This is a genomic window from Paenibacillus sp. N22P23, from assembly GCF_059383735.1.
Genome location: NZ_JBXENT010000005.1, coordinates 177,381 through 195,848, shown reverse-complemented (window position 1 = coordinate 195,848; position 18,468 = coordinate 177,381). Strand labels below are relative to the sequence as shown.

The 18,468-nt window shown below is 49.5% G+C and carries 9 protein-coding genes; all 9 read left to right on the top strand.

The annotated features are described in order from the left end of the window. Nucleotides 1-69 precede the first annotated feature (69 nt). The 9 genes from AC506A_RS21130 (at nucleotide 70) to AC506A_RS21090 (ending at nucleotide 18,464) form a co-directional block, all read left to right on the top strand. A complete protein-coding gene (locus tag AC506A_RS21130) occupies nucleotides 70-7,746 on the top strand; it encodes a DUF4073 domain-containing protein (protein ID WP_495462989.1) in 7,677 nt (2,558 codons plus the stop codon). 877 nt (nucleotides 7,747-8,623) lie between these two features. After that, nucleotides 8,624-10,396: an ABC transporter substrate-binding protein gene (locus AC506A_RS21125; RefSeq protein ID WP_495462988.1), complete on the top strand. Its 1,773-nt coding sequence runs from the start codon at nucleotides 8,624-8,626 to the stop codon at nucleotides 10,394-10,396. Between the two features lie 84 nt (nucleotides 10,397-10,480). After that, entirely contained in the window at nucleotides 10,481-11,452 is a 972-nt protein-coding gene (locus AC506A_RS21120; protein ID WP_495462987.1) for an ABC transporter permease, read from the top strand. Then, nucleotides 11,449-12,411: an ABC transporter permease gene (locus AC506A_RS21115; RefSeq protein WP_495462986.1), complete on the top strand. Its 963-nt coding sequence runs from the start codon at nucleotides 11,449-11,451 to the stop codon at nucleotides 12,409-12,411. The genes AC506A_RS21120 and AC506A_RS21115 overlap by 4 nt, the downstream gene beginning before the upstream one ends. Then, nucleotides 12,378-13,436, top strand: a complete 1,059-nt coding sequence (locus tag AC506A_RS21110) for an ABC transporter ATP-binding protein (protein WP_495462985.1) — start codon at nucleotides 12,378-12,380, stop codon at nucleotides 13,434-13,436. Before AC506A_RS21115 ends, AC506A_RS21110 begins: the two co-directional genes overlap by 34 nt. Then, nucleotides 13,433-14,404 carry an ABC transporter ATP-binding protein gene (locus tag AC506A_RS21105; RefSeq protein ID WP_495462984.1) on the top strand — a complete coding sequence of 324 codons (972 nt, stop codon included), beginning with the start codon at nucleotides 13,433-13,435 and terminating at the stop codon, nucleotides 14,402-14,404. The genes AC506A_RS21110 and AC506A_RS21105 overlap by 4 nt, the downstream gene beginning before the upstream one ends. Before the next feature lie 268 nt (nucleotides 14,405-14,672). Continuing rightward, a complete protein-coding gene (locus AC506A_RS21100) occupies nucleotides 14,673-16,190 on the top strand; it encodes a spore germination protein (protein ID WP_495462983.1) in 1,518 nt (505 codons plus the stop codon). Beyond that, nucleotides 16,187-17,284, top strand: a complete 1,098-nt coding sequence (locus AC506A_RS21095; protein WP_495462982.1) for a GerAB/ArcD/ProY family transporter — start codon at nucleotides 16,187-16,189, stop codon at nucleotides 17,282-17,284. The genes AC506A_RS21100 and AC506A_RS21095 overlap by 4 nt, the downstream gene beginning before the upstream one ends. Beyond that, nucleotides 17,274-18,464, top strand: a complete 1,191-nt coding sequence (locus AC506A_RS21090) for a Ger(x)C family spore germination protein (RefSeq protein ID WP_495462981.1) — start codon at nucleotides 17,274-17,276, stop codon at nucleotides 18,462-18,464. Before AC506A_RS21095 ends, AC506A_RS21090 begins: the two co-directional genes overlap by 11 nt. Nucleotides 18,465-18,468: the final 4 nt, after the last annotated feature.

Genomic DNA, 18,468 nt, shown 5'->3' with positions numbered 1-18,468 from the left:
GCCTGTCAGTCACCTTATCCGGTTGTTCACCTATTGCAACTCAATTGATAGATAGAGAGGTTATTGGTCATGCTCATAAAAACGAAGAAAATAGCAGTGATTTGCAGTGCAATGCTTGTTTGGGGTTCAGTAGCGAACCTGCCCTTCATCCAATCTGTCGGCACGGCCTCCGCTGCAACGGCGGTCACCTATACAGGGGCTGCGGCCGCGCCGGAGCATAAACTGTCATTATGGTATCAGAAGCCTGCAGCAAATTGGGAAACAGAGGCGCTTCCGATTGGCAACGGTTACATGGGGGCCATGATCTATGGCGGCGTAGAACAGGAGCATATTCAGTTTAATGAGGAATCCCTTTGGACAGGCGGACCCCGCTCGAAAGCAGGTAAAGGAAAAGATGGCAACAGACCCGGCGCAGCAAGCCATCTGGCTGATGTACAAGCTAAATTAGCTAATGGCGATGAGGCCGGCGCGCGAACCATTGCGGAGCAGTATCTGACCGGTACACTGGAAGACTATCCCGAGTTTGGGGGTTATCAGAGCTTTGGCGATATCTATTTGGATAACGTGCTGCCGCCATCCGTAACGGTAACGGATTACCGACGTGAGCTTGATCTTGAGGATGGGATTGCGCGGGTAACGTATAAGCAAGGCGGAGTAGAGTACAAGCGTGAATATTTCATGAGCTATCCCGAACATGTAATGGTTATGCGCCTTACCAGCAGTAAACCGAATATGTTGAATTTTATGCTGAGTGTAACGAGCCCGCAATTGCTGAGTAAGCCTACAATCGTGGCTAATGGAAATACATTAACGATGAGTGGGCATTTGTATGATAACAATATGGCCTACGAATCACAGCTAATGGTTCAGAATGAGGATGGCATCGTATCTCCGGGAACCGGGAAATTGACGGTGGCCAATGCGACCTCCGTAACGATCCTGATGTCCGCAGCTACAGACTACGTGAACCACTACCCTGATTATCAAGGGACTGACCCTCATCCGAAGGTCTCCAATTATATTGCGGCTGCTTCCACACATACCTATGAGCAGCTGCGCGCAACCCATCTGGTAGACTATAAGTCTTTGTTTGGCCGTGTGTCCTTGAACCTAAATAATGAAACGGCGACGGTTCCCACAGATGTTCTGCTCAACAATTATAAAGGAAAACGAAACAGTGCTCTTGAAGCGTTATTTTTCCAATATGGCAGATATCTGCTTCTCTCATCGTCCCGGCCGGGATCGCTTCCTGCGAACCTGCAAGGTAAATGGAATAATTCCCTCACGCCTCCATGGGGAGCGGATTATCATACGAATATCAATCTTGAGATGAACTATTGGCCTTCTGAGATTACGAATCTGCAAGAAACGGCGATCCCCTTAGTAGAGTATTTAGATTCATTGCGAGAACCGGGAAACGTAATGGCCAAAACCTACTATGGCATTACAGGCCCGGGCTGGACTGTGCATACGATCAGTAACATCTTCGGCTACACAGCTCCCGGTTGGGATATCGGTACGTGGGGCTGGCATTCTGTTGGCGGTGCCTTCCTATCTCTGCAATTATGGGAGAAATATCAATTCACGGGAAATACCGATTATTTGCGAGACAAGCTCTATCCCATTATGAAAGAAGCGGCGGAGTTTTGGACGAAAACACTGATTACGGACAAGGATGGGACATTAGTTTCCTCCCCGTCGTATTCGCCCGAGCATGGACCTCTTACAGTTGGAACTAACTATGAGCAGGAACTTATCTGGCAGTTGTTTACGGATGTGATCCAGGCAAGCGAAGTGCTTGGAGAGGATGCGGATTTCCGCAACGAGCTCATTGATAAACGCAGCAAATTATCCATGCCTAAGGTTGGGCAATACGGACAGGTTCAAGAGTGGAAAGAGGACATCGACGATCCGACCGATCAGCACCGCCATATTTCTCACTTGGTCGGCCTCTATCCGGGGAACCTGATTAATCAGGTTACGACGCCCGATCTATTTGATGCTGCCAAAGTAACCCTCACGCAGCGCGGTGACGAAGCAACGGGTTGGAGCAGGGCGAACAAGCTTAACTTGTGGGCGCGTGCCTTGGATGGCAACCATGCGCTAACGATACTAAAGGGACAGCTCGCCAGCAGCACGTACACCAATCTATTCGATACCCATCCGCCTTTCCAAATTGACGGTAACTTCGGCGCAACCTCAGGTATTGCAGAGATGTTATTGCAAAGCCATACGGGAAGCATCGACATGCTGCCGGCTATTCCGGATGCTTGGTACTCCGGTGAAGTGAAAGGGCTTGTAGCGCGCGGGGCATTTACGGTTGATATGAAATGGAAAGGGAAGGTCATGACCAATGCGGCCCTTACTTCCTTGGAAGGAAATGTTGCGAAGGTTAAAAATGATATCTTTCTGCATCCGGAGAAATTGACGGTAACAAACGCAAGCGACGGATCAGCTGTGAACTATACCGCTGAAGGCAATGCAATCACTTTTGCTACGGAAGCCGGCGCAACGTACAATATCGCTTCTTCCTTAACGCCGCAGCCTGAACCCATTCATGCTGCTCCGTCCGTAACGGTGGATGACCGTGATCCATCCATTACTTATAGCGGCAGCTGGGGTGAGGGTGGGGGATCCACCTATGCGGGAACGGAGAAATACAGCAAGACTGCTAATAGCTATGCTCAATTTTCTTTTAACGGGAATGCCATTAAACTGATTTCATCCAAACAGAGCAATGCAGGTGAAATGGATATCTACATTGACGGAGTATTGGATGCGGCAGACGTCGATTGCTACTCTGCTGCCTCTCAAAAACAATTGGTCGTGTACGAGAAATCCGGTTTATCGATTGGTCAGCATACGATTAAAGTCGTCGTGAAAGGAACCAAGAATGCGTCTGCGTTGGATAGTTATATTCTGATTGATGCCTTCCAATATTCAACGCAAGTTCCTGCACCGGAGGTGACTGCGGATGATGTGAACAATGTGATCGTCAATGCGGATGATACGATGGAGTATTCCGTTGACGGCGTGAACTATACGAAGCTTGACCCAGCGAATAGGCCGACATTCCCAGGGGCAAAGACGGTGCAAGTGCGACTGGCGGCGAATCAAGTTAACGGGGCCGGCCTGCCGACGACGTTGACCTTTACGAATGGTGCCCCTACGCTTCTTGAACCTTCGGCGTTAAAAGGGAAGGTAGGAGACGTGCTGACTACGGTCGTAGGTGCACTGGATGCGGATGGAGATTCGGTTACGTTTAGCTCGCCGGACTTGCCGGCAGGCGCTGTGCTGAATCCATCGACCGGTCAATTTACATGGACGCCGGCAGCGAATGGCAATTATGAGGTTACCATTCAAGCGACGGATTCGAAGTTGGTCAGCAGTACCGTTTTATATGTCTATGTCACCAATCAAGCGCTTGCAGTAGCGCCAATTAAGCTTGATGAACGGCACAGCTCACTTGTATACAGTGCAGGTTGGAGTAGTTCCTCTGATGCCGGAGATTACCAAGGCACTGAGAAATACAACAACATTGCTGGCAGTTACGTGCAATTATCCTTTATTGGCAATGAAGTGAAGTTTATTGCGGCCAAGCAGACGAATACAGGGATTTTTGATGTCTATCTGGATGGAGTACTGGATCAGCAGAATATTGATAGTTATGCGCCTACGACGATCAAACAACAGGTACTCTATCAGAAATCAGGTTTAACCAATGGTACACATACGTTGAAGATTGTAGTAAAAGGCACCAAAAATGCTTCGGCGAACAACTCTTATATTCTAGCGGATGCGTTCGAGTATACACCGGCAGTTTCGGCACCGCAGGTCACGGCGGATGATGTAAACAATGTCATTATTGGCGCTGATGAGACCATGGAATACGCGGTGGATGGAGGCGCATACGCCAGCTATGTAGCGGATCAAAGACCGACCTTCAAAGGCGCGAAGTCAGTAACTGTACGAACGGCAGCGAATGCGTTTAACCCCGCAGGTCTTGAGACTGCGCTGACGTTTACGAACGGCGCTCCAATCATCAATCCGATAAGTGCCGTTCGTGCCAATGTCGGCGATGAGGTAGCTGTAACGGTCATAGCTAACGATAAGGATGGCGATACGTTTACATTCAGTTCGCCGGACTTGCCTACAGGAGCAACGTTAGATGCACATACCGGGGCATTGCGCCTGAGACCGCTTGCGGCAGGGAATAATCGGGTGACAATTATCGCAACGGATAGCAACGGAAATTCATCTCAACTGGTCGTTGCGATTGATGTGACACTGGGGTCCAATCGCAACCCGGTTATTACGGATCTGGTTCCTATTCATGCAAGAACGGGAGATCATATAACCTTTGCTATAACGGCCGTTGATGCAGATGGTGAAGCAATTGTTTACAGTGTAAACGGTCTGCCTTCAGGTTCGACATTCAATACCGAGCATGGTGCTTTTGATTGGCCGGAGGCTGCAGCCGGGGATTATTCCATCACGGTTACGGCAACTGATGCTCGCGGCGGTTCAGATCAAACGTCAGTCTTGCTGCATGTAATTACTAATCAGGAGCCGGTACTGAAAGCCATTCCGGCTGTTAACGTGAACGCGAAGGACACGATTTCTCTGGTGGTGGAAGCAACCGATGCGGATGGCGATGAAGTATCGTTCAGCTCTGATAATCTCCCGGCCGGAGCGATATTAAATGCGGCAACGGGTGCGTTCATTTGGCCTCAAGCAGTGGCGGGTAATTATTCTGTCCACATCACGGCATCGGATAGTAAGCTAAGCAGTACGGCGACGCTTTCGATTCAAGTTTCGCTGAAATCCCGTTTAATTCCGCCAATTACGGTTGATGACCTTGAACCTGGCGTCAGTTTCGTAGGATCCTGGACATCCAGTGGAGATAACCGCGATTACGCAGGTACTGAGAAATACAGTTCAGCAGTGAATGCCTATGCACAATTCACGTTTACCGGCAAATCTATTAAAGTCATCGGAGGCAAACAGTATAACTTAGGTAAGGCTGATATATTTATTGATGGCGCGCTTGCTCAAGCTGATGTAGATACCTATTCCAGCGGATCGATCAGACAGCAGGTTCTCTATCAAAATAACGCCTTGGCTAATGGACAACATACTATTAAGGTCGTAGTTAAGGGTACGAAGAACGCTTCTTCGACCGGGACCTTCATCATGTTGGATGCTTTCGAATATACGGTACAAACGCCGGAAATCGGAGTATCCGCAGATGATCAGCATAATGTGATTGTAGGTGCTGACAACACAATGGAATATTCGCTTGATGGCGTTACCTATACGAGCTATGATGCTGCGAATATCCCAGTTTTCACAGGTAATAAATCTGTTTCGGTTAGAGTTGCCGCTACGGACGAATATATGGCGGGTGCAGCCAAAACGTTACTATTCTCCAATAGCGCTCCTGTTATTGAGGCAGTGGGGCCGATCGTTGTAGATGCAGGCCAAACAGCTGCCTTTACGGCGGTTGCCAGTGATGCTGATGATGATGTTGTCGTATGGAGCGCTGAAGGTCTTCCAACAGGAGCGTCATTAAATGCCGAGACAGGCGAATTCCAATGGGCGAACGCAACGGCAGGCGATTACGTTGTGACTGTACAAGCAACGGATGGTACAGAGGTTGCTGCTCGTGATGTTGCCATTCGCGTGGAAGCAGTTGTAACGCCGCCGGTGAATCACGCGCCGGTCATTACAATCACGAATGCGGTAACGAGCGTGCTTACAGGCGAAGCGGTAAGCTTCACGGCGACTGCAACCGATGAGGATGAAGCCGATCAAGTTGATCTGAGTGTTCTTGGTGCATTACCGGAGCTTGCGACGTTCGATGCGGAGACGGGGGTCTTCCAATGGACGAATGCTCCGAAAGGAGACTATGTTGTTACGCTTCAAGCAACGGACGGCACGGCTACCGTTACTCGTGATGTTGCCATTCACGTGGAAGCAGTTGTAACGCCGCCGGTGAATCACGCGCCGGTCATTACAATCACGAAAGCGGTAACGAGCGTGCTTACAGGCGAAGCGGTAAGCTTCACGGCGACTGCAACCGATGAGGATGAAGCCGATCAAGTTGTTCTTAGTGTTGTGGGTGCATTACCGGAGCTTGCGACGTTTGATGCGGAGACAGGCGTCTTCCAATGGACGAATGCTCCGAAAGGAGACTATGTTGTTACGCTTCAAGCAACGGACGGCACGGCTACCGTTACTCGTGATGTTGCCATTCACGTAGGTGATGAAGTCGTACCACCGGTGAACCATGCACCGGTCATTGCGAGCATCACAGCGATTCATGTGAACGCAGGTCAAGCGATAAGCTTCACGGCGACAGCAACAGATGAGGACGAAGATGTACTGACGTACATTGCAACAGGCTTGCCGGCGGGCAGTTCCATGGATGCAAGCACAGGCGCATTTGTGTGGAGCAGTGCCGTAGCAGGCAATTACGTCATCACGGTAACGGCTACAGACGGCGAATTGTCGAGCAGTACGGAAGTTACGATTGAAGTAACGACTGGGAATGTTGACCCAACACCACCGACACCGCCTACACCGACTCCTCCAATAACAGTCGTAACGGAGGGACATGTAGAGCTGAAAGCAACACCGGATGCATCCGGTCAAGCAGCGGTGAAGGTAACGGGAGCAGAACTGCTTCAAGCGGGCGAAGGGAAAACCAAATCCGTCACGGTAACGGTCGATGCTGCTAATCCGATCAACGGCATTGTGTTCCAGCTGCCTGCGCAGCAAGTGAATCAATTGGCAGACGATAAGAAATCCCTTGTGCTCGATGCAGGCTTTGCAACGGTATCGTTTGATTCAGGCATGTGGGACACGATCATCGGCGATAGCAGCAAAGAAGTACAGCTATCGGTGAAACAGGTAGATGTCACTACACTGGACGAGCAGTCCAGAGCACAAATTGGCAATCGTACCGTATACGACTTCACGCTAACTGTAGATGGCACTAAAGTAAGTCAGTTCAAGAAGAAGGACATAACGGTTGAGCTGCCATACAAGCTGAAGGCAGGAGAGAATCCGAACCAAGTCGTTGTGTACTACGTGAACGACGAAGGCAAGCTGGAAGTGGTGAAGAACGCGAAGTACGACAAGAAGACGCAAACCGTCACGTTCGCGCCGGAGCACTTCAGCTATTATGCAGCAGGCTCAGCAGCTATCCAATTCGGAGATATTGAAACGGCAGCGTGGGCGAAGGACAGCATTGAAGCACTCGCTGCACGCGGAGTTGTGCAAGGTGTTGAGGATAATCGCTTCGCACCGCAAGGACAAGTGACGCGGGCAGCCTTCATTACGATGCTGATCCAAGCACTGGATCTGCAAACAACGGCGACAGGCGCAGAAACAGGGTTCAGCGATGTGAAGAGCGGCCACTGGTACTCGGATGCCATTGCAGCGGCGAAGCAGCTGGGCATCGTAACAGGTAAGCAAGACGGAAGCTTCGGCGTGAATGACAGCATTACACGTCAAGATATGGCGGTTATTCTCCACCGTGCGCTTCAACTGAAGAAACCGGAAGCAGGAGCGGCATCGTTCACAGATCAAGGCGCAATCTCGGCTTACGCGCAAGAAGCTGTGCTTGCCGTACAAGAGGCAGGCTTGATGAACGGACTTGGCAATGGCAGCTTCGCCCCTAAAGGCGAGACAACCAGAGCTCAAGCGGCTGTAACGATATACCGCGTAATGAATTCCTTGTAAGGAAGAAGAGAACCGCCAATACGTGAATGGACGTATTGGCGGTTTGATTTTTTGGACAAACAACGAGTGCAAACATCATCAAAACGAACCTTATGTAACATTTCTTCACATTTCACGTTAAATTAACGATATTTTTCGAAGAATGATTGGTTATGCATAAATATTCATTTTGTTGTGACTAGATAATATAATCTCCGTTCATCAAACGCAGCTCGTTCATACTGGTATCCCAAGCGGCCTTGTGCGAGAGGCGATTTATTTTGCCTGCTGAAATCTATGAATTCCTGTAACTGGAAATTATAACTTAAAATAACTAGTAACACCAAGGGGTTTGAAACCTATAAGAAATATTGTTCACCCAACTACTTTAATGAAGTAAAAGTTAAAAGCGGTGAAGAAAATTGTCGGAATGAGGCGCCGCGTCAACGCGTTGAAGCGGATTATTGCCTTTGCATAAAAATGCAAAGCACCTACTTTTGTACTGTTTTTCGAATTTAGCCCGTAGTAACCGTTCCGTACAATTCCCCCAACTCATGACATGTTTAAATCTTGTAAATGCGAGAATTCGGTAGATGAGGATCGTATAAATGCTATCGTAGATGCTGAAATTCCCCCAATATACTGTAAATGTCAAATCGATTACAATGATTTCGAAGTCAAGCAGCCTAACTGCAGCATCAAATACTAGCGTTCGAAAGGAGTCATTTAATAGGGGATTCCGTCGTTTGACGGCACACTTGGTAAAGAAGTTCTAAAGTTTTCAGAAAAGGCTATGAATTTCGAAAAAAAGTTTTGAGAAAATTCTAATAGTTTGGTATATTTCAACAAAGTAAATTATTTCTATTTTTGTTGGAATCATAGGGGAGGAATGAACAAAATGAGGAAAGTATCAAATTGGTTTTCCTGTTTGTCTGTCATCGCTCTTGTTGGGGTAATGCTGGCTGGTTGCAGCGGTAATAACAATGCAAACAATGCCAATACAACAACGAACAACAAACCTGCTAACACAACTGAAGCAACGAACACTACCACCAACACCGACACTACGACTGAAACACCCGCGACTCCTGATCCAAACACGCCTGTAGACGGCGGAACAATGACGATTGGTACATTCTCCGATATCGTCTCTGTAAATCCTATTTATATCAATGACACTTCTTCCGGCGATATTGAAACTTTGATCAACGCCAAGTTATACGACGTAGACCGTAATGCCAACCTGGTTGTTGAGCCTTGGTCGATTGCTGCCGAGCTTCCGCAAATCAGTGCAGACGGCAAATCATATATCGTTAAAATCAAGAGCACAGCGAAATGGAACGATGGCCAGCCGCTTACTGCGGACGACGTTCTCTTCACCTTCAACACCGTTAAAAACCCTGATGCCGGCGCACCTGGAATCAGCACAGTCGACAAAATCGATACCATTACGAAAGTCGATGAAACTACGATCGAATTCAAACTGAAGCAAGTGTATGCACCATTCCAATACACACTTGCCAGCTCCCTGGTTCCTTCCCACATCTTGAAAGATGTACCGGTTAAAGAACTGAGCAAGAATGCATACGGCGTAGATCCTACGAAAACCGTTACAAGCGGTCCGTGGAAATTTGCAGAGTGGAAACAAGGCCAGTACATTACGCTTGAAGCGAACCCGAACTACTGGGGTGAGAAAAAGCCGCACTTGGCCAAAATCATCTACAAAATTTACGCTGACCAAAACACAGAAGTACAAGCACTGATCAAAGGCGACATTCAAATGTCTCCAGCGATTCCGGTTACCCAAATCGATGCAATTAAGGCGAAAGAGAATCTGAACGTGATTCTTGCTCCGGGTCCTCAATACGAATATGTACAGTTCAACTTCAAAGATGAGAACTTCCCTGATAAATATTCACCGTTCAAAGGTCAAAAAACACGTCAAGCCATCGCTACTGCACTGAACCGTCAAGGTATGGTTGATAATGTGCTCAAAGGCACTGGTAAGCTGATGAACTCGCCATTCCTTCCAGGCTCATGGGCAGATCCGGGTGACCAAGCAGTAAACTACCCTTATGACGCTGAGAAGGCTAAAGCACTTCTTGCTGAAGACGGCTGGGTAGCAGGTAAAGACGGTATCCTTGTGAAAGACGGACACCGCTTCTCGTTCGAGCTGCAATACAACGCCGGCAACAGCCGTCGTGAGCAAGTTGCCGCAATCATTCAGCAAAACCTGAAAGATGTTGGCGTTGAAGTAACACCTAAAGGCATTGACTTTGCAACATGGATCGACCAAAACATCACGCCTGGTAAGTTCCCTGCGATTCTACTTTCCTGGTCCCTGTCTAACCCGGATCCGGATGCAGAAAGCATTTTCTCTTCGAAATATTACCCGCCAACCGGCCAAAACGGCGGCTGGTATAAGAACGAAGCAATCGACGCTTTGTGGACGAAAGGTCAACTGACTACGGATCAAACAGAGCGCGCAAATGTGTACCATGAAATCGGCAAACAAATCTCGACTGACCTTCCTTATGTATTCTTGTACCAATATGGACTTCCGCAAGTTGTAGACTCCACGAAGATCCACTGGTCAGAAGAAGACAAACCGGAATCGTCCCTCGGCTACGGCTACTTGTACCATGCAATCAACTGGTGGGCAACAGAATAAGGCTTGACAATCATACTGCATAACTGAACAGGGGAAGGGCCGACAGGCCCTTCTCTTGTGTTCAGTAAAAGGGGGGGCGCTGGAATGACTGAATATATGATACGCCGAACACTGCAATCCGTCCTTGTACTATTTTTAATATCCATTCTTACTTTCATCATGATTCACGCCGCACCCGGCGGACCGACGAAGATATTTTTGGCGCCTGGCTTATCACCGGAAGCTGGAGCTGTACAAGCCCATAACTTGGGGCTTGACCGTCCGATTTATGTGCAATACACGATTTGGTTAGGTAACTTGCTTACGGGCGATCTCGGCTATACGTTTAAGAATCATATTCCGGTAGGCGACATTCTGTGGCCAACCGTACAAAACACAATGGTATTAATGGGTGTTGCTTGGCTCTTCTCGCTGCTGATCGCTATACCTTGGGGGATTTATAACAGTACAGCCGAATATGGACTTTCCGACCAGACGGCCAACTTCGTTTCCTATGTCGGATTCGCAATGCCGACGTTCTGGTTTGGCATTATATTGCAGGAGTATTTCTCGATCAAACTTGATTTATTGCCTTTATCGGATATGTATACAATGGGGAAAGAGGGAAACCTCGGCGACCTGTTCTTACACTTGATTCTTCCTGTATCCGTACTCACACTCGGATTTCTGGCTGCGTACACGAAGTATTCGCGCGCAAGTATGCTGGAGGTACTGAACCAAGATTATATTCGTACCGCACGTGCGAAAGGACTGAAAGAGGGAAGGGTTATTTTTCGCCATGCCCTGCGTAATGCACTGATTCCGATCATTACAATTCTCGGTTTGGACCTGCCCATTCTGGTAGGCGGAGCCGCATTAACAGAGCGTGTCTTTAACTGGCCGGGAATGGGACGCCTATTCGTAGATATGGCTGTAGCAAGGGAATATTCCGTGCTGATGTCCATTACGTTGGTTGTATCCGTTATCGTCGTAGTCGGCAATTTGATTGCTGATATTTTGTACGCTGTAGTCGACCCTAGGGTGCAATTAGGCTCTAAAGGAGGGGCGTCATCATGAGTAACGCAGTTCTTGAGAAGAAGCCTGCTTCTAGTACCAACGCGCCTTTGGACAAACGTCCAGACGGACCGTGGAAGACCGCTTGGAAGAAGTTCCGCACTAACCCTTTTGCCGTTACTGGTCTTGTGATCCTCTCCATATTTGTACTTGCTGCGGTAGGAGCCAATTGGTTTTCGCCTTATGACCCTACGCGGATCGATATGATGTTTCCGAATTTGCCTGCAGGGACGGATGGCCATCTGCTAGGAACAGATGAACTGGGTCGAGATATTTTCTCCAGACTGCTGCATAGCTCGCAAATCTCGCTTACAGTTGGTTTCTCAGTTGCCTTTGTATCCGTGTTTATCGGTACACTGGTCGGTGCGTTTTCCGGCTACTTCGGCGGATGGGTGGATACGATTGCGATGCGCTTCGTTGATGTCATGAACTCGATTCCGACGCTGTTCCTGAACATTTTGATTCTGGCGATGTTTGGCTCCAAGATCACGTACATGATTCTTGTTCTTGCGCTCACGAGCTGGATGGGCGTAGCAAGGTTAGTCCGCGGTACGTATTTGCAGCTTCGCGAAATGCAGTATGTAGAAGCAGCTAAGGCTACAGGTGTATCTGATCTTGGTATCATTTTCCGACACTTGCTTCGGAATGCTTCAGCTCCTATCATCGTTACGGCAACACTCATGGTAGGCGGAGCGATTCTGAGTGAATCGGCCCTTTCCTACCTTGGACTTGGCGTTCAAACGCCGAATACAAGCTGGGGACTGATGCTCAGCAACGCACAGGAGTTTATGCTGACGGATCCGCTGCAGGCGATTTATCCGGGTTTGTGTATTCTGCTTGTTGTGCTGGCGGTCAACTTTATTGGCGATGGCATTCGTGATGGCTTGGATCCTAGAAAAACAACGTTACCTCGAAGGAGGCTAGACAGATGGCGGAAAAAATTCTCCAAATCCGGAATTTAACAACTGGCTTTCTGTCTGAGAGAGGTTTAGCCAAGGCGACGGATCGTGTATCGTTCGATTTGGAAAAAGGGAAGACACTTTGCGTCGTCGGCGAATCCGGCAGCGGAAAAAGTGTTACGGCCATGTCCGTCATGCGTCTCATCGATTATGCAGGCGGCTTGATTGTAGATGGTGAAGTGCTGTTTAACGGTCAGGATTTAGTGAAGAAGAAACAATCCGAAATGCTCAAAATCCGCGGCAATTTGATCACGATGATCTTCCAAGACCCGATGTCTGCACTCAATCCGGTCTTTACGGTAGGTGACCAGATTTCAGAAGCGCTGCGTATTCATAAAGGTTTGAAGAAGAAAGAGGCTTGGAGACACAGCATCGAGATGCTGCGCCGCGTCGGCATTCCTGCACCGGAAATTCGCGCGAAGCAGTATCCGTATGAGATGTCCGGAGGGATGTGTCAGCGTGTCGTTATTGCAATGGCGCTTGCCTGCAATCCGGAGCTGCTTATTGCAGATGAGCCGACAACGGCGCTGGACGTAACGGTTCAGGCGCAAATTCTAGACCTACTGCTCCAATTGAAGAAAGAGTTCAACATGTCGATGCTGCTCATTACCCATGATATGGGGGTAGCAGCTGAGGTAGCAGACCGCATTGCGGTCATGTACGCGGGGACTGTAGTGGAAGAGGGAACGGTGCAGGAAATTTTCGAGCGCCCCCGTCATCCGTATACAATTGGGCTGCTCAAATCCATTCCGGGCTTGGAAGGGGAGCGTGGCGGTGATCTGTATACGATCAAAGGCTCGATTCCGCCGATCAGCCAGCTTCCGGAGGGCTGCCGCTTCCACCCGCGCTGTCCGCATGCCATGGATATTTGCCGTCAGAAGGAACCGGTTATGCAGACTTCGGTATCAGGGCATAAAGCGGCATGCTGGCTGGATGACCACGATGGAGCAGATCCCAGACCTGGAGCATTAAGCAGCCAAGAGCTGAAAGTGACGATTAACAGCAAGGTGGAGGTGGCACATTCATGAGCAGTCAATATCTGATTGAAGCCTCCAATGTGAAGAAATATTTTCCGATTAAGAGCGGTTTGCTGAATCGTGTCGTAGGACAGGTCAAGGCGATCGATGATGTTTCATTCGGCATCCGAGCAGGAGAAACATTCGGTCTCGTAGGCGAGTCCGGCTGCGGCAAGTCAACGCTTGCTCGGGTATTGCTTAATCTGAAGCATGCAACAGCCGGAGAAATTAAATTCGAGGGCCGCAACATTCAAGAAGTAGGGACCGGCGAGCTTCGCAAGCTTCGGGAAGAGATGCAAATTATTTTCCAAGATCCGTTTGGTTCACTGAACCCGCGGTTTCTCGTTCGGGATCTGATTGGCGAGCCGCTCAAGGTTCACCGCAGGATGACGGCCAAGGAAATCGATGACCGCGTCGTGGAGCTGATGGAGCTGGTCGGTCTGGATGCTTCGCGCCGCAACCGGTATCCCCATGAGTTCTCAGGCGGTCAACGGCAGCGCATCGGCATTGCCCGGGCAATAGCGCTTAATCCTAAATTCATTGTGGCTGATGAAGCGGTGTCGGCGCTGGACGTTTCCGTTCAGTCGCAGGTGCTCAATCTGTTGGTGAAGCTGCAGAAGGAACTAGGGTTGACTTATCTGTTCATTGCGCACGGTCTAAACGTCGTTCGGCATATTTCCGATCGTGTAGGGGTCATGTATTTGGGCAAAATGGTCGAAGTAGGGCCAACAGAGGACTTGTTCGCCAAACCGCTTCATCCCTATACGTCGGTGCTGCTCTCGGCAATTCCACAGCCAACAACGGAGCGGAAGAAGGATCGCATTATATTGGAAGGAGATGTTCCGTCTCCGGCCAATCCGCCTTCGGGCTGCCGTTTCCACCCGCGCTGTCCATTCGCGCAGGAACGGTGCAAGACAGAGGAGCCTATGCTGCGCGCCGTCATTGACGACCGGCAGGTGGCTTGTCACTATCCACTGTAGAGCTAGCCGCTATTTAAGAGGATGAGTAGAAGCTGCCCCAAAAGTGTACTTAACACTTTTGGGGCAGCTTTTTTGTGCGCCCGGGTAAAGTCTACGATTCGGGCGAAGGTAGGATAACGTTCGAAGAGAGGTACGAGTTACCGCACATAGGTGGTAGCTCACCATCGCTTTTGTGCTGCTGGGCACAAACAACGCTACTTCGCGGCCTTGCGTTTATCACAAGTGCATTATGGAAAAAATTAACGTATAACTTACAAGGAGCCTGCCTATGGATGCACCAACTCAATCGCAAAAGTTCTCCACCGTGCTGGCTGATAATAATCAATTGCTGCATGACGTTTACTCGGACTGCAAAGACGTGATGTTCCGCGAATTTTTGATCGGCGATAAGACAGAAGCCTTTGTTGTATATATTGATGGTTTAGTAAATATAGAGCTGCTGGATCAGCATGTCATCAGGCCCTTGCTGCAGTTGCCGGCAGAATCGGCCGGTGACATGACGTCGGATCGGCTTGCTTCCATTCTGACCTTGTCTCTTGTGTTGGAGCACCATGAGATGGAAGATGCGATCGCATGTTTATCCAATGGATGCGGACTCCTCCTTATTGATGGCATGAGCCAGGGGATTTCAATTGGACTTGCCCAGTGGGACAAGCGCTCTATCACGGAGCCTGGCGCGGAAGCGGTCGTTCGTGGACCAAGGGAAGGGTTCACCGAGACGATTAGCGTCAACACCTCGATGTTGCGCCGCAAAATCAAAACGCCTTCGCTCAAAATGATCCCTTACCATCTTGGACGCCATACCCGTACGGAAGTGATCATCTCATTTATTGAAGGCATTGCGGAGCCTTCGTTAATAGCAGAGGTGCGCGAGCGTATCGAGGGGATTGATATTGACGGGATATTGGAGAGCGGATATATCGAAGGGTTAATTGAAGACAACCCGTTCTCCCCCTTTCCGCAAATTCAAGTAACGGAGCGGCCTGATGTCGTGAGCGCAGCCTTGTTGGAGGGACGAGTCGGAATTCTCGTAGATGGTACTCCGTTCGCGCTGATTGCGCCTGCAACACTGTTCACGATGCTGCAATCGCCGGAGGACTATTATCAGCGGTTCATTATAGGAACGTTCATTCGGTGGCTGCGCTACTTATTTTTTATCATTACGCTCATTCTGCCGTCCCTCTACGTAGCAATCATGACGTTCCATCAAGAGATGGTTCCGACCACACTGCTGCTCAGCATCGCGAAATCCAGGGAGGATATTCCGTTCCCAGCGCTCGTGGAGGCGCTGCTCATGGAGATATCATTTGAGGCGCTCCGCGAAGCGGGCGTACGTTTGCCTAGGCAAGTCGGTGCCGCGGTCAGTATCGTAGGCGCACTTGTTATCGGACAAGCAGCGACTTCGGCCGGATTAGTATCGGCACCCATGGTTATGGTGGTTGCCATTACGGGTATCGCTTCATTCATGATGCCGCAGTACAGCAGCGGTATCGCTATTCGAATGCTGCGATTCCCAATCATGGTGTTATCCGGCATGCTTGGTCTGCTCGGCCTCATGCTCGGCATCATTGTGGTCGTTATCCATCTGTGCTCGCTGCGCTCCGTCGGGGTTCCCTACTTGCAGCCACTGGCGCCGATGAAAGGCAGTGAGCTGAAGGATGTGCTTGTGCGAGCACCGATTTGGATGATGCGTAAGAGACCTTATCTGTCGAAGAAGGCACCGAACAAAACGAGAGCGGCGGCTGGCCAGAAGCCGGGTCCGCCCCAAGGGAATGAGTCGCCATGATAGAGAAAGGTCGTATTTCGCAGCTGCAGCTTGCCGTTCTCATGCACCCCTACATTCTGGCAACGTTAGTATTAAGCGCACCGGCTATATCGATGGTGACAGCAGGCCGCGACATGTGGGCAACCCCGATCATTGCAGGTGTAGTCGCTACTTTGATTGTTCTCATGATGTACGCGCTGCATATCAGGTACCCGAATGAAACGTTTATCGAATATATCGAATCGATTCTGGGGCGTTACTTGGGCAAAAGCCTAGCGTTGATCTATGTGGTATCCATTATTTATACCAATGGGCTGGTACTTCGCCAATATGGCGAATTTATCGCCACAACCTTTCTCATCCAGACGCCGATGATCGTGATCATCATTTGTCTGATGTTCGTTAGTGCATATGCCCTGTACATGGGGATCGAGGTATGGGCTCGTGCAGCTCAGCTGCTCATTCCAATTGCGCTCTTCATTATCCTCGCGATGCTCATTATTATGATCCCGGATATGAGATTGAAGGAAATGTACCCGGTTATGGAGGACGGCCCGCTTCCCTTGCTTAGAGGTTCGATTCTTCCTTCCTCGTGGTTCGCGCAGTACTTCATACTCTCGATGTTTTTGCCTTATCTGACTAAGAATAAAGGCAAGACGCTCAAATGGTCGCTGATCAGCGTGGCATCCGTCACGATTACGTTGGTATTGATCAACTTTTCCATTCTGTTCATGTTCGGTAACCTAAGCAAAGCGTTCAACTATCCGTTTCTCATTGCGGTTCGCTATATTTCGTTGTCGGATTTCCTGGAACATATCGAATCGTTACTGATGGCGACTTGGCTGATCGGAATCTTCATTAAGGTGACCGTTAATTTCTATGGGGCAGTCCTGTGGACCGCCCAGTGGCTGAAGCTGCCGAATTATCGTACGATCATTGCGCCTATCGGGATGCTGGTTATCCTCGTCAGTATTTGGTGTGCACCTAACTATCAAGTACTGCGTACTGCCTTGGGTACCAGTCTGCCTGTATTCACCTTTCTCATGCAGATTATGGTTCCTGCATTGCTGCTCCTTATCGCGATCCTTAAGGGGAGGAAAAGTCATGAAAGCTAAGTGGCGATCTCGTATACTCCTTCCAGGCTTATGCGTTTGTTGGCTGCTGATGCTTACGGGGTGCTGGGACCGTATCGAAATCAACGACCTTGCGCTGATTACAGGAGCGGCAATCGACCGGACAAGCAGTAAGGAAGTCGATCTGTCCTTGCAGATCTATGTACCGCGAGCGGCTGCAAACGGAGGCGGAATGGGCATGGGAGATAAAGGCGGGAGCGGGACATCTAATACATTCGTGTTAACGTCAACAGGTGTGAACATTGCCGATGCTTTATCCCATATACAGGACAAGCTTTCGAGGAAACTGTTTTGGGGACATGCCGAAGTGATCATCTTTGGCGAGGGAGCAGCGAAACAAGGCATTCGTGATGATGTGGATTATCTCATGCGAGCACCGCAGCCAAGAGAACGCGCCTATATTTATGTCTGTCGCAATCAGGCGAAAAGTGTGTTGGCGTTCCAGTCTACACTGGAGCGGGATACATCTGAGGCACTGCGGGAGCTCGCTAAGAGCAAAACCAACATGAGCGCTACGCTTGCAGAGGTCTCCCAAATGCTGACCGAGAAGGCAGATGCCTTTGCACTGCCGTGGCTAAGGGAGCTTAAGCCGCCTAATGCTTCAAACATCGGATCAGCGCGCTATCAGAATGGAACGGCGATCTTCAAAGACGGCCGGATGGTCGGCCTCGTTGACGAGCAAACAACAAGAGGCTTGCTATGGCTTCGGAATGAAATCGAGTATGCGGTCGTAACGGTCGTTCCGAAAGGAGAAGAGGGGACCATATCCGTGCGGATGCTGCGAAGCCAAACCAGGCTCATCCCGCATATCCGTGAAGGAAAGTGGAGCATGACGGTACGTATTCATACGGAGAACGATGCGCTTCAGAATACGACCAGCATTAATTTGGCTTCAAGCGAAGCGGGTGTCAAGAAGGTAGAGCTTGCGCTGGAGCAGGACATGACGAAGCGGATCAGAAATACGCTGAAACGGATCCAACTGGGAATGCAGGCAGATGTATTTGATTTTGCAGGTGAATTTCACCGGGCTTATCCGCAAATATGGCAGCGGACTGTAAACGATTGGGATGAGCAGTTTCCGAACGTAGAGGTTAAGATTGAGCCGGATGCCGTCTTGCTGCGTCCGGGATTGTCTAATGTGAGAGCAAGATCTAGCGATTAGGAGC

Excerpts from the sequence above, each read along its gene's own strand:
- AC506A_RS21115 (WP_495462986.1), top strand. The coding sequence starts at position 11,449 with ATGAGTAACGCAGTTCTTGAGAAGAAGCCTGCTTCTAGTACCAACGCG.
- AC506A_RS21125 (WP_495462988.1), top strand. The coding sequence starts at position 8,624 with ATGAGGAAAGTATCAAATTGGTTTTCCTGTTTGTCTGTCATCGCTCTT.
- AC506A_RS21105 (WP_495462984.1), top strand. The coding sequence starts at position 13,433 with ATGAGCAGTCAATATCTGATTGAAGCCTCCAATGTGAAGAAATATTTT.
- AC506A_RS21095 (WP_495462982.1), top strand. The coding sequence starts at position 16,187 with ATGATAGAGAAAGGTCGTATTTCGCAGCTGCAGCTTGCCGTTCTCATG.
- AC506A_RS21090 (WP_495462981.1), top strand. The coding sequence starts at position 17,274 with ATGAAAGCTAAGTGGCGATCTCGTATACTCCTTCCAGGCTTATGCGTT.
- AC506A_RS21110 (WP_495462985.1), top strand. The coding sequence starts at position 12,378 with ATGGCGGAAAAAATTCTCCAAATCCGGAATTTAACAACTGGCTTTCTG.
- AC506A_RS21120 (WP_495462987.1), top strand. The coding sequence starts at position 10,481 with ATGACTGAATATATGATACGCCGAACACTGCAATCCGTCCTTGTACTA.
- AC506A_RS21130 (WP_495462989.1), top strand. The coding sequence starts at position 70 with ATGCTCATAAAAACGAAGAAAATAGCAGTGATTTGCAGTGCAATGCTT.
- AC506A_RS21100 (WP_495462983.1), top strand. The coding sequence starts at position 14,673 with ATGGATGCACCAACTCAATCGCAAAAGTTCTCCACCGTGCTGGCTGAT.